This is a genomic window from Bradyrhizobium sp. 45, assembly GCF_023073155.1.
Classification (GTDB): Bacteria; Pseudomonadota; Alphaproteobacteria; order Rhizobiales; family Xanthobacteraceae; genus Bradyrhizobium; species Bradyrhizobium canariense_D.
On the sequence record NZ_JADPIX010000082.1, the window covers coordinates 1 to 11,784 of the forward strand.

The following is an 11,784-nucleotide window of genomic DNA, read 5'->3' on the forward strand; positions in this document are numbered from 1 at the left end:
CGTGGCAAGCGCTGTGGCAGCGTCGTGAATATCCTCACCCATGGGGTTCTCGTAGTCGAGGGCGGCGGAGACAACGCCTACTGGACACGCGTCCTCGTCACGTAGAAGGGGACCCAAAACTCAGTTCGAAACCACGAGGCGTAGGCCCTGGCGCGGGAGATACGCGCGCTCAACGTCGGCTTCGTTCGCAGCCAGAAGGCGCGCCAAGTCAGACAAGCTGTATCCAAGCTCGTTGCAGTGATACTTGATGATATCTCTAAGGCGCCAAGGTTCTTCTACCTGTATTTCGTATGGCTCACCCTCGTTGAAAGATTTATTATACTGAACATTCATGTTTTTGTACTGAGAATCAGTAATTAATTTTAGGTCGTAAGTTCTTTTAATCAAGCTTTTTATAGAGACCTTCCAGTACGCTTTCACTCTACCGAGAGCAGTAATCTTAGGAGATATCAAATATGATTTGATATCCGAGGCAGGCATGAGGAAAGCCGCAGCGAAGCGGTGCGCCTCCTCTTCCATCTTCTGATCGTCGTCAGGCACGGTGTGCATAACGATGTGTCCAAGCTCGTGCGCGAGCGAGAAACGGAAGCGGTCCCCGGCAACATCCTTGTTCATGAAGAAGAGCGGTGGCATGCCCTCCGAACGGAAGCTGATGCCGTCCAGAAGCTTGGTGTGGAAGCTCGTCATGATGACGATGCCGCCCGCCTGCTCAATCGTATCAACCACGCAGGCGACCGGCCCACGCGGCAGCATCCAGTACGCGCGCAGCCGCTCGGCGACCTTCTCTGGCGTGAGGCCGCTCTCGTCCAGGTCGATCTGAGGGATCGGCTTGGCGACTTCCAGGTCGTAGGAGCGCAAGAGCCTCGCCACGTGCTGACGCCGGATGTTGATGACCGCACCGATCCGCGCGAGTGGCTTCGCGCCGAGCTTCGTGCGCTTGCGGTAGTGAAAGGCGGGGAACCCGATCGCGCGCTCGCGCTGATGGAAGAAGGCTGTAGGGAAGCGGAGTGCCTTCGCGAGGTTGCCCAGCACCTCGTCGGAGGGTTGGCCGATCAGGCCGTGTTCGAGCTTCGAGATGAGCGCCTGCGTGACAGACGCCTCTCTCGCCAGATCAGCCTGGGTCATCTCGCGCGCCTCACGCGCGAGTCTCAGCATGTCAGCGTTGAAGACCGCGTCGGTCACTTAGCGTCCTCGTCTCGCACGCGCCGCCTCAAAGTCGGTCCGACCAGTGTCAGGGATCCGCTCCGGCGTGATGTCCACCCACGCAGCCTGGGCTTCCGTAGCGGTGACCTGCGCCGTCCAGATCACGTCCTTGCCGATCTGCCTGACAATCATCACCCGCTCGATCGCGGCCCCGGCGGCATCCATTTGGTAGCCCGCATACAGACGCACGGCCGCCTCGGGCAGATCGAGGAGGGGCATCTCGTCGTCATAATCCTGCTGTTGCAGGGTCTGGTAGTTAGCGTGTTGGCCTAACCCGTTCACCTTCTTGACCCGGATCAGCGCCTGATCCCGGTAGTTGAGCAGGTGAAGCCCCCGGCGATCCAGGAAGTTCACCCCAGGCGTGCCGTCGAAGCGGTCCATCAGCGCTCGTTCGGCGTGGTCGTAGATGCAGCACGCGGCAGCGCGATCACTGTGCTGCGCACGAACCGCATCCGAGTACCCGTCACCGTTGTAGGTGGCGACCGCCTCGTACAAGGCGTCGTGGATGCCGAGCAGCAGGGGCTCGATGATCGCCATCTGGCGCGACTGGTCTTCTTCCACGTCCATAAGGCCCTCTCCATCCGGCAGCACGTCGCGCCCTTGGAAGGATATGGCGGAAAATATAACCGTTTCAATAACCGAGCCGCAACTCCTTGTCGGGCCTTACGCTTTGGACTCCTGGGCGTCCCAGACGAGAGCCCTGGAAGCGCTACAATCCGATCTCGACAGCGAGATTGTCGGCGAACAGGGCCCCCTCACGGACGTACCGGCGCAGGGTGCTGAGCGAGGCGTGACGGGTCTGGTGAGCGATCCGGATCTCGCCAACCCCGGCATGGGCGGCCGAGGTCGCGAACCCCGCCCGCATGGAGTGGCCCGCATAGGCCGCCGCGTCGAGCCCGGCGGCGCCAGCGCGGCGCTGGACGATCAGCGCGACGGCGTTGCCGGACAGCCGCCCGCCGAGGCGGCCGTGACGGTCGACGGCGCGGAACGCCGCCCCCTCGGCGATCCCGGTCGCGGCAAGCCACGCCGTGTAGGCGGCGGCCGGACACGTCGCCTGTCCCGTGCGCCCGACCGCGAGCACCGCGCCGCGACCCTCGGCGTCGGTCTTGCTGCGCCGGATCGTGACCCGCAGGCCCTCGGGCAGGACGGCGATGTCGGCCACGTCGAGGGCGGCCAGCTCGGAGCGCCGCAACGCGGCGGCGGTGCCGACCAGGAGCAGGGCGCGGTCGCGCCGGTCGGCGAGGCCGTCGCCGAGCCCGGCGAGCACCTGCTTCAGGCGCGGCACGGTCAGGGCCTCGGCGCGGCGCTGGGCGGAGCCGCGCTCGCGCCGGAGGCCCGCCAGCACGTCGGCCACGGCCGGGTGGCGCACGTCGAGGCCGAGCCCGGCCCGGCGGTGCCGGGCGGCGAGGCTGCTCACCCGCCGGGCGAGGGTCGCGAGCGACAGCCGGTCGGCGCAGTCGGCGAGGTAGAGCCCGACCACGGCCGGGGCGGCGGGCAGCGGTTCGAGGCCGCGGGCGGCGCACCACCCCGCGAATTCCCGCCAGTCGGCCTCGTAGGCGCGGAGCGTGTTAGCGGCGCGCGCCTGCCGAGCGAGTCCGGCGGCGCGGGCGGCGACCGCTTCCAAGTCGAGCGCGGGGCCGATTGCGGTCTCTGCGACAGGGGTAGGAAGGGTGGTCACGGGGAACCCACGTCGTTGGAGGTTTCGGTCGCCAGCAGGTTCTGGATGAGCGTTCGGTGCGTGTGGTTGATTGAGAGGGTCCAGTCGATCTCGCACAGGAGGCGCTCGGCGCAGGTCCGCGCCTTCGTGCCGGGGTCGAGGCCGTGGAGGAGGTGAACTTGCCGTTCGCGCCGCCGCTCAGTCTCGGCGATCTCCCGATCTGCGTCCGCGAGCGCGTCATCGAGGAGCGATGAGGCCGGGACGGGCGCGACGGTCATCCCTGACCCCTCAGGTCCTGGAGCTGGAGTCGGGCCTCAAGGACAAGGCGTAGTTTCGCGTCGGCGAGATCGAGCAGATCCTGGGCGCTCGCCGGGAGGTCGGGGCGTTCCAGGGCCTCCTTCAGCACCCGCTGTTCCTGACGCAGGCCGTCCAGGGTGCGCATGTCCTCCGACATCAGCCGGTCCTGCTCGGCGGTGTCGGCCCCATCCCGGATTAGGGCGAGGAGCCCAGCAGTCCGCGCGGCCGAGCGCATCTCGATCGCGGCGATCTCCCGGCGCACGTCCCGGAGCATCTGCTCCAACAGCGCCACCATGACCGACTCCGTCTTGACCTCCGATAAGCGTCATTATCACAGCCCAGAAGACGCCACCCCGCGGCTGCCCACACCCTAGGCAGCTCCTTCACGAAACTGTGAATTGCCGCCAATTCGGGCTTTGGCGAGCCGCCAAATTCCATTAGGTTACTTTTAAGAATGTATTCACATGTGGCCAGTGAAGTCCATCGACTTCACTGGGGTGGCGAATGCCCCTCCACATGTGACGGGTCTCTCCCGTCTTTATGATGTCGTTCTTGCTCCTTGTAGCAGTATTTCTCAGCTTTTTCAAGATACTGTCTGCCGGTCCGGCCCACTTATCCAATGGTCTCCGCTCTGTACTTTCGGCAAAGAGCGATATTCATAGACGGCCTCGCAACTGGAAATGCCGGGGCCTCACATGTCCAACTCCAATCAGAACGAAGACCGCAAAGATCAGAATGCCTCCGCTGCGCCGGAAGCTTCAAACCCGCTGCGCCCTCATGATTGTCGATATCTCGTACAGGTCAGGAGAGCCGGTCACCTTTCATGGGAGTGCCGCAAGGAGAATGCCCTTCTTCTGAGTACCGCGACGTACGTTGCGGGCGTCCCCGTTCCGGAAGACGTGCGGATCGAACTCTGGGAATGCGAGATCGAGGATTTCGAGATCGATACCTGGGACCGCGTGCGGCTCCTCAAGCGTGACAACAAGGAAATCACGCCCGAGGACGAACGCGCGTTTGAGCGGATCCGGGTGCGCGTTGACCGGTGTCTGACCTGTCGGTGCAAGGTCCCACCGAACGTCGATGACGGGCCGAATTTCGACCGTACCATCGGCGATCTCATCATCGACGCGCGCGCCAAGAAAGACGCGGAGGCCAAGCCCGCTCCCGTCGTTCCTCAGCCGGCTCCGGCTCCGGTGCCGCCGAACCTCACCCCGAAGGCCGAACAGAAGCGCAAGCCCAAGTCCCGCAAGCCGGTTCGGAACGATGGGTGGGGCAGGGACTAGCGCGCCGGCCCGTGGATCGGCCGCTCAGCGGCCGATCCCACGTCCACGATCTCGCCGCATCACGGCGCGGACCCTCAGTAACTCCTGTTCGATACGATGGCGCTCAATCTCCTCTCGACGCAGGTCGCGCTCACGTGCCGAGGCCTGCTCACCATCTCCCAAAGCCAAGCGCCGCTCAGCTTGTTCGTGCCTCAACGCGCGCTGTCGTTCCTGTGCCTTGATGCGCTCATCGGGAGTCAGGCGCTCCCCTTCGCCGCGTGCCAAGCGACCCACCGACACCGCGAGGTTGGTATCCCGCAGCGAGGCCATGGCACCTTCGCTCAAGCTTTGACGCAGGCGGTCGCCGAGTTGCAACCGAAACTGCGCGGCCTTTCGGAGCAGCGTGCGCAGGGTCGCGGTCAGCGTTTGTCGGCGGGCACGCTCAATCCGGAGCGCGTCTACGGCCTCGCCTTGGTCGGTCTGAATGCCAGCGCGGGTTCGGAGGTGGTGTCCCCGCCCGAGCTTCGGCTCCGGCTTCCGATCAAGCACGAAAACCGCTGCGTCGGCTTCGTCCGCCTTCTCCGTGTCACCGCTGGCGCGCGCATCGGCAGCCTCAGCCTTGGCGTCCTCGCATTGTGCCGCGAGCGAGAGGTGGCTGACCCGCGTCGGCGCTCCGGCACGCTCGAGCGCTTCGTTCAGATGCGAAGCCCACGCTTCACGGAGATGCAACAGGGTGTCTCGAGCGTCGAGAGCTTTTTCCTTGCCTTCGAACCCATCGGGACCGACGCGACGAGTCGAGATCAGCACGTGAGCGTGCGGATTGCCGCCGTCCGGATCGTCTTTTCCCGTCCGTCCGTCGTGGTGCGCGATGTCCGCGACAAGACCGAGCGCGACAATCTCCCGCTCGACGAACGCGCGGACCAGCCGGACGCGATCCTCGACGCTCAGCTCGCGCGGCAACGAGAGTACGGCCTCTTTCGCGAGCCTACTGTCGACCCGGCGTTCGCTCGCCTCCACCATCTGCCAGAGCTTCTGGCGATCCGTGCGAGCCCATGCCGGTGCGCTTGGGGGAGCGAGGAGTTCGCGCGACGAGACGCCCTTGCGCCGCCTGTAGTCGAAGACTTGGCCGCGGCGGGCGCAGACCATCCGGGTGCCGGAGCGATAGGCGGCTGCGGCGACGGCCGAACGCCCGCCGGAGCGGCCGATCACCTTCAGCTCGAAGCGGTACAGCGCCATCCCGTCACCGCGCCCTGTGCGCACATACGTGGTCCAGCGGCCCGACGCTGGCTCGGTTTCAGGGTGAGGAACCCTGACGTCCGGCGCCTAAGCGCCGGACTGGGGGGAAGCCGTCCGGCGGGGCGCAGCCCCTGAGGACCGCGGGTGTCGGACGCAGTCCGAGACGTAACCGCGCCCTTCGGGACTCAACCCTAGCTTTGCCCGCCCCTCGAATGCAACTCTCAAAAAGCGAGCTTCGAACATGGACACGACCGAGACCAAGCCGAAGCGCATCAAGCGCACCCCGGAACAGAGGCTGACGGCGCTTGCCGCTGAGACCGCACGTGTGGAGGCAGAAATCCAAGCCAGGGATGAACGGGAGGCGAAGGTCGTCGGCGCTGTTGTGATCCGATGGGCCTACGACAGCCCTGCCAATGCCAAGCAGCTGGTCTCGATCATCGACAACGACGGTCTTCCGGATGTGGACCTCCGAAGGGTCACCGACCTTCTCGGCCGCCTGCACATCTTCTCCATGAGACAGGATCCTGTTCCGCCCACCGAGACGGAGCACTCGTAGGACCCTGCCGACAATGGACGGCGCGAACTCAACCGACCCCGTCATTGAGTTGCTCGACACGCTCAAGGCAGTCCGCCGCGACGTGGACCGACTCGGGCAGGACATGCAGGGGACGCTCAAGGCCGCACAGGCGGCCGAGATGGCGGCTGCAAAACCTCGTACCCTCACCCTCGACGTGTCGGCCCTCGGGCCGGCCTTCGGAACGCTGTCCGACCGCGTCGCGTCGTTGGACACGACGGTCTCCGCGCTCGGGGCCGACCGACTGCGCAGCGAGGTCGTGGCCGCGCTGCACGACGCGCGCGGTGAGATCGACGCAGCGACGCACGGGGTTCGACAGGCAACGGCTCGGCTGACACTTCGCCTCACCGCAGTTCTGAGCCTCGTCGTGCTGGGCGCCACCGGCGCACAGTTTGCCGGCGTCGCCGCGTCTACCTTCTGGGGTCAGGCGGAACGCGCCCGCCTCGCCGCCGAAGTCGAGCGCCTGCGCGTCGCATTGCCGACGCTCCAGGCGCGGGCCGAGGACTGGCAACGCCGCGCAGGCCGCGTGGTGCTGACGAACTGCCAGTCCGATGACAGGCGCACGCGCCTGTGCGTCCGCATCGACCTGAGCGCGCCGCGGTTCGGCCCGCGTGGCGAGTACGCCGTGCTCGACGGCTACTGAGTGCGCAGCGGGCCGTTCGGAATGACGATCGGGTGCATGAGCCTACCGCATGGATGGCACTCGCCGTGACGGACCCGGTCCGGAATCGGAAGGTGGCCTTGCCCTCGCCCGACCCTGCCTCCCGGCAGCTCTTTGCGACGTTTCCGCTGGCCGCTGACCGCTCCAAGATTGCGCTTTCTGAGATCCTCTGTCCGTGGGCTCGAGTTTTTTGAAGGCACCCCCCCCGGTTCGGCCGCCCTTCGCGATCCAAGCCCGCCAAGCGGCATCCACGATGGTGATGCGGTTGGGATCATTGCGCCGGCCGAGAAGGCGGCGCTCCTCGACGTGGAGAAGCCCGGAACGGGCAGCCGTCCGGATCGCGTTGCGTGCCGTCGAGGCCGACACCCCGGCTCGCGCCGCGATGGCCGACACGCACAGTTCACATGCGCCGCGCGCCCGCACCTCGTCGGCGATGATCCGTAACGCGGCGAGTTCGCCAGTCGTGTGCCGGGCCGCGAGCGCCGGGGGCATTGGACCAGAGGCAGCCAAGGTCCGCCGTCGCTCTAGTGACCGAGCGCGATCCGGCGAGCGCTGATGGCGTTTCGGGGGGAAGATGGACGGTCGGCCCGGCGGGGCGTCGCTCCGCGGCCGGGAGCTAGCAGGCCTTCGCGGCGGCACGGGCGCGGCCGGGATGACCGTCCGCCCCTCGATCAGCGCCGACAGCGCCTCGGCCTCGGCCTCACTCACCTGGCCCGCCCCGAAGGCGCGCCACAGCAGCGCCGCCACCTCGGGCAGCGCGCCCCGGGGCGCAACCTCGACGGCGCGCCTAAGTTCTTCAGCGAACATGTCCCAGCCCTTGCGGGCCACGGCACAGCAGCGAGCATCGCCTTAGCGGGCGACACCCTTCCACAGAACGAGCAAGACCGTTGACGGGATTGGCGTCCCGTCTTGACCCCTAAGGGTGCTCGTGAGACTGTCGGGAGGTGTTTGATCCCCCGCCGGTCTCTATGAGATCGGTCCACGGCCTCTCAGGTTGGCGCCTGAGGGGCCGTTGCTTTTTCTACGTTGCCGTCGTGGCGGTTATCTCCTCGAACCGGCACGAGTCCGGCATTCGCCCACCATCCCCGTACCGACACAGGCAGTCAACACGGCTACGGTAAGCCCTCCCTCGACGGGGGTCTCGAAAGGGCGGTCAGATACCCTTTCGAAAGAGTTATGGACACACCCTCTCGTCCGTCTCATTCCGAGTGACCGAGGGGCTGTCATGAGCGAGGTGTCGAAGGGGGTTTCGTCCCGCATCATGACGTATGCGGAGATCGAGGAAGCATTCTCTCTGAAACCGGCTTCAGCTCGGCAGCTCGTGCGCCGACAGGGCTGGCGTAGGCTCCCCGGTAACGACGGTAGGACCCGGATAGAGATCCCTATCGAAGAGTTTGAGCGGGCTCTCAAGAGAGGTGTCGAAACCCCTCTCGATGAAAGCGAAATCGATGCTGAGCCTCCTGTCGAAGGCCCTCTCGAAAGGACCTTCGTTGCCTTCCTAACCGCCCATATCGAACGGCTCGAGCGGGCTCTCACAGAGGCGCAGCAAGCTCTGTCGCAGGCGGTAGCTGACAGGAGCGCCGAGACTGAGAAATCCGATCACTTAGTCGGGGAGGTCGCCGCTCTCGCTCGGCAACTCGCCCAGGTCGTTGAGGAGGCCGGGGGTCGCGAGCGCGAGCTGCAAGCGCGATTAGCATTGGCCGATGCCGCAGCGGCTCAATCACGGGTAGAGTTGAGTGCTTTGGAGAAGAGAGCCGAAGCGGAGACCGCCCAGGCCCGCGCCGAGCTGGAAGCCTGGAAAGCACGCCCATGGTGGCGTCGGCTCGCCGGCTGAACCGCAGTTGTGCACCAGTCCGGATCTGGGAGGCTGTAAGTTCGTAGATCGTCGTGGGTACGGGTGTCCGTCATGAACGAGAGATCGCGTCGCCCACCACAGGAGCCAGGGCGGCCGGGATCCTACTGCAAGCGGCGTGCGGTCTCTGGTACCGGCAGATCGCGGCGGGCGGCCTCGGGGGCTTCCTGGCGGTCCGTGACCCAGATTATCGCAGCGCGCTCGGCCGCGGTCACAACCCGCCCTGGGCCTGCTGCACGGGCTTCCGAGATCAGGGCCTCCAGGGCCGATCTCAGCTCATCTGTGAAGGCGTCGTCGTTCACCCGGTTTGGACCTTTGGTATTTCGTCTACGCCAACTCGGGGTCATCGCAGAGGATGTTCGAAAACGTACGCTAAGCGCCCATACCTATGCAGATTGACAGCGCGGAGACGAACGTTCTCTCTCCGCCTCGTGTCCCGAGATCTCGCCTGCTTGCTTACCAGCATGAGCCGCTGCTGCACGCTAAGTTTTTAGGAAGCCAAGATCATAAATCATCGGTGCTAGCTTCGATGTCAGCGTCTCGTAGGTTGAGTCAAAGACAGCAAATTCGGTTTCGATTTTGTCTTTCTGTTCCTCGCGTCGACCAAGAGCGGATCGGATCTGATACCATCCAACATCGGGGCGATTGAGTTTGAGGCTTTGACGAACGCTATATACATCGGTGATGGAGAAATACGTTTGCCAAAGGATTTTACCTGCTCGTAAGACTGCGGAAGCCTCAACCGAAAACTTCTTTTTATGTAGGTATTGAACCATAAAATCTGATTCAAATCGGTCAGGTGCATTAACTTCAGCCTCGGTGAACGGAATAAAGTGATTGACCAGACTCCATTGGCGACCATTCCACTCCAATCCGTTCGCGCCAGCCGTCAGATTTTGTGTGCTGAACAACATCCAGACTAAGCAGTCCATCTTAAATTCTTCAGTAAGAGGCTCATCAGGCTGTAAGAACTGATCCCGATCATTGAGCCACGACGGCTTAACTAGACGCCGTACCGCAAACACAACTGCCGATTTCCAGAGATTTTCCTTGGTGACGAAAAAACCGCCTGCGCTACAGTACCCTGATGATAGCAAGGCGGTAAGATTTGCGTGTTGAACATCACCACCGGGCGCAATCATTCCGCCGATCGCTCCGTCTGCCCATTTAGTGCCACGCACATCTTTAATACTAGTCGTTGGCACGAGCGCGCCTTTCAAGGGCAGGGCGTCATCCTTATTAGACCTTGCCCGCTTAATCCAATTGCTCAGAAATCGCTCACTTGGTAGATTATAGAATTGCTTTTCGCCAATTGCTTCGCCTTTTTTATTAAGAACCTCCGCAACTATGTTTGTAATTGGTGTCTTCTTTTTTGCGGAATTATCGGTTTCCCAAATAAGGAAGCCAATAGGGAAATTCCCATTTAGACCATCGAATGCTTTGCTAGGCACCAAGAAACCGCCGAGATAAGATGCATTCCAAAACGACCTGAATGGCTCAAAATTTGGAGCATTTACATATTTCAAGGTACTGAACATAGCCAAGGTAGCGTTTGGTATCTCTTTGGCGATCCGCACTAGAAATTGCACGAATAGTTCGCGCGAAGCGTATCCAAAATCACTGATCGTTTTAGCAATCTGCGTCTTTGAAACGCTTTTTTTGCTCTCTGAATTTTTCCCACGAGAACTTGTGATGTTATCTATGTTTGCAGCTTCTGCATATGGCGGATTGATAAGTATCAGGATCTTTCGACCTTCGGCGATTGCCTGCCGCAGAGCGGGCGGCACTTTGTTGGTGAGGCTATAGTCAATTCTGCCATCAGCCGTAATGTCATCATTGAGATAATCATATTGAAACCGAGTGGCGGAAACGCAGGTTCTAGTAGCTTTCATAACATCGACGTCAGCTTGATCTAATGTACTCATAAAAACGTTTCGCGGGTTGGAATGCTTGGTTTCCAAGTTCCCAACGCCGCAGCACATGTCCCAAACTATGTAGTTCTTCTGCCAGTTCTTCCCAAGAACGTCGGCTAACTTATCGTAGGCTTTATCAACCACGTGGAGTGGAGTATAGAAAGCGCCCTTGAAGCTACGCTCGTCTAGCGGGATTAGGGAGTCGCGACGCTCTAATAAGTAATTGCGATACTCCTCATCTGGTGGGCGGTGATAAATTGACCAGAACTGACGGTAACCCTCACGATTACCTAGTTTATAAAGTTTACCGTCGAGGGAAAATACGGGCGCTTCTCCTTGATGGAGAAGTTCGGCCGGCAAGTTTTCATGAGTCGCCTTGGTTCCGTCATGCATGATGTCGGCGAAAAAGAGAAGGGCATATTTATCTACCGGAGCACCGCCGATTTCCCGACCGATCATCTCGACCCATTTATCGAAAACTTGCTTCAAATTATCTGGCGTGATCGAAATGCGGATAATATCGCCCTTTGTCAGAGCGGCTTTTACAGTACTGATGAATTCATCTTCGTGCGTCGCTATCCTGAACGAGACCATCCTTGTTCCAATGAACGCGGATACTTGGTCGAGCGCCTCCTTCGGGAATTTAGTAGCCGACTTGCCCCATTTTATCGTCTTCTTTTTCAAAAATGGAATAACATCAGCGGTCTTCATCAGAGCCGCCTTCTCAGTATCCATTACTGCCAGGAACGGTGGTAACTCGTCCCCTTTATTCAACCCATCCTGCACATAATGCAGAAGCTGGGTGAACATCTTATAACTTGAGTCCTTGCCGTGATGTTTAGCCTCGAACCACATTTCCTTCGTACGAATATCAATTAGCCCTTTGGTATATTTCTTCAAGCCTAACGCCTGAATGTAAACATCTTTGACGTCTTCCTCGCTGCGGACATCTTGTAGTTTTTTGTACAGAGACATTATGTTCCCGCTGGACCATGCCCGATGCACGGTAGACATCGCCGTTCGCATATGCCGTGGCAAGCGCTGTGGCAGCGTCGTGAATATCCTCACCCATGGGGTTCTCGTAGTCGAGGGCGGCGGAGACAACGCCTACTGGACACGCGTCCTCGTC

The 11,784-nt window shown here is 61.7% G+C and carries 11 protein-coding genes; 4 read left to right on the plus strand and 7 right to left on the minus strand.

Annotation, left to right across the window (positions count from 1 at the left end; translation table 11 throughout):
- Positions 1–120 precede the first annotated feature (120 nt).
- The 5 genes from IVB42_RS13835 to IVB42_RS13855 all read right to left on the minus strand — a co-directional run bounded on the left by IVB42_RS13835 (position 121) and on the right by IVB42_RS13855 (position 3,452).
- Complete coding sequence (locus IVB42_RS13835; RefSeq protein ID WP_247299911.1) at positions 121–1,182, minus strand: XRE family transcriptional regulator; 1,062 nt, start codon at positions 1,180–1,182, stop codon at positions 121–123.
- A complete protein-coding gene (locus IVB42_RS13840; RefSeq protein WP_247299914.1) occupies positions 1,183–1,770 on the minus strand; it encodes a hypothetical protein in 588 nt (195 codons plus the stop codon). It abuts the gene before it with no gap.
- A gap of 142 nt (positions 1,771–1,912) precedes the next feature.
- The gene (locus IVB42_RS13845; protein WP_247330373.1) at positions 1,913–2,881 is read right to left on the minus strand and encodes a tyrosine-type recombinase/integrase; all 969 of its coding nucleotides are present in this window, start codon (positions 2,879–2,881) and stop codon (positions 1,913–1,915) included.
- A complete protein-coding gene (locus IVB42_RS13850; RefSeq protein ID WP_247299890.1) occupies positions 2,878–3,138 on the minus strand; it encodes a hypothetical protein in 261 nt (86 codons plus the stop codon). Before IVB42_RS13850 ends, IVB42_RS13845 begins: the two co-directional genes overlap by 4 nt.
- Positions 3,135–3,452, minus strand: a complete 318-nt coding sequence (locus IVB42_RS13855) for a hypothetical protein (RefSeq protein ID WP_247299892.1) — start codon at positions 3,450–3,452, stop codon at positions 3,135–3,137. The genes IVB42_RS13850 and IVB42_RS13855 overlap by 4 nt, the downstream gene beginning before the upstream one ends.
- Positions 3,453–4,056: 604 nt before the next feature.
- Between IVB42_RS13855 and IVB42_RS13860 the strand changes: the two genes are divergently transcribed.
- Complete coding sequence (locus IVB42_RS13860) at positions 4,057–4,440, plus strand: hypothetical protein (protein WP_247330370.1); 384 nt, start codon at positions 4,057–4,059, stop codon at positions 4,438–4,440.
- 24 nt (positions 4,441–4,464) lie between these two features.
- Here IVB42_RS13860 and mobQ read toward each other — a convergent pair whose 3' ends face one another.
- Positions 4,465–5,655: a MobQ family relaxase gene (gene mobQ / locus IVB42_RS13865; protein ID WP_247299895.1), complete on the minus strand. Its 1,191-nt coding sequence runs from the start codon at positions 5,653–5,655 to the stop codon at positions 4,465–4,467.
- A 241-nt stretch (positions 5,656–5,896) separates the two neighbouring features.
- Between mobQ and IVB42_RS13870 the strand changes: the two genes are divergently transcribed.
- From IVB42_RS13870 to IVB42_RS13880, 3 genes are all read left to right on the plus strand, one after another.
- On the plus strand, positions 5,897–6,211 hold the full coding sequence (locus IVB42_RS13870) for a hypothetical protein (protein ID WP_247299899.1): 315 nt from the start codon (positions 5,897–5,899) through the stop codon (positions 6,209–6,211).
- Between the two features lie 13 nt (positions 6,212–6,224).
- Positions 6,225–6,872, plus strand: coding sequence for a hypothetical protein (locus tag IVB42_RS13875; protein ID WP_247299902.1), 648 nt, complete (start codon positions 6,225–6,227; stop codon positions 6,870–6,872).
- Between the two features lie 1,243 nt (positions 6,873–8,115).
- Positions 8,116–8,724: a hypothetical protein gene (locus IVB42_RS13880; RefSeq protein ID WP_247299906.1), complete on the plus strand. Its 609-nt coding sequence runs from the start codon at positions 8,116–8,118 to the stop codon at positions 8,722–8,724.
- 500 nt (positions 8,725–9,224) lie between these two features.
- Here the strand turns inward: IVB42_RS13880 and IVB42_RS13885 are convergent, their stop codons facing one another.
- Positions 9,225–11,630 (minus strand): hypothetical protein, encoded by a 2,406-nt coding sequence (locus IVB42_RS13885; protein ID WP_247299909.1) that lies wholly within the window; start codon positions 11,628–11,630, stop codon positions 9,225–9,227.
- Positions 11,631–11,784: the final 154 nt, after the last annotated feature.

Coding starts and splice junctions, on each gene's coding strand:
- IVB42_RS13840 (WP_247299914.1), bottom strand. CDS start 1,770: ATGGACGTGGAAGAAGACCAGTCGCGCCAGATGGCGATCATCGAGCCC.
- IVB42_RS13850 (WP_247299890.1), bottom strand. CDS start 3,138: ATGACCGTCGCGCCCGTCCCGGCCTCATCGCTCCTCGATGACGCGCTC.
- IVB42_RS13855 (WP_247299892.1), bottom strand. CDS start 3,452: ATGGTGGCGCTGTTGGAGCAGATGCTCCGGGACGTGCGCCGGGAGATC.
- mobQ (WP_247299895.1), bottom strand. CDS start 5,655: ATGGCGCTGTACCGCTTCGAGCTGAAGGTGATCGGCCGCTCCGGCGGG.
- IVB42_RS13870 (WP_247299899.1), top strand. CDS start 5,897: ATGGACACGACCGAGACCAAGCCGAAGCGCATCAAGCGCACCCCGGAA.
- IVB42_RS13875 (WP_247299902.1), top strand. CDS start 6,225: ATGGACGGCGCGAACTCAACCGACCCCGTCATTGAGTTGCTCGACACG.
- IVB42_RS13880 (WP_247299906.1), top strand. CDS start 8,116: ATGAGCGAGGTGTCGAAGGGGGTTTCGTCCCGCATCATGACGTATGCG.
- IVB42_RS13885 (WP_247299909.1), bottom strand. CDS start 11,630: ATGTCTCTGTACAAAAAACTACAAGATGTCCGCAGCGAGGAAGACGTC.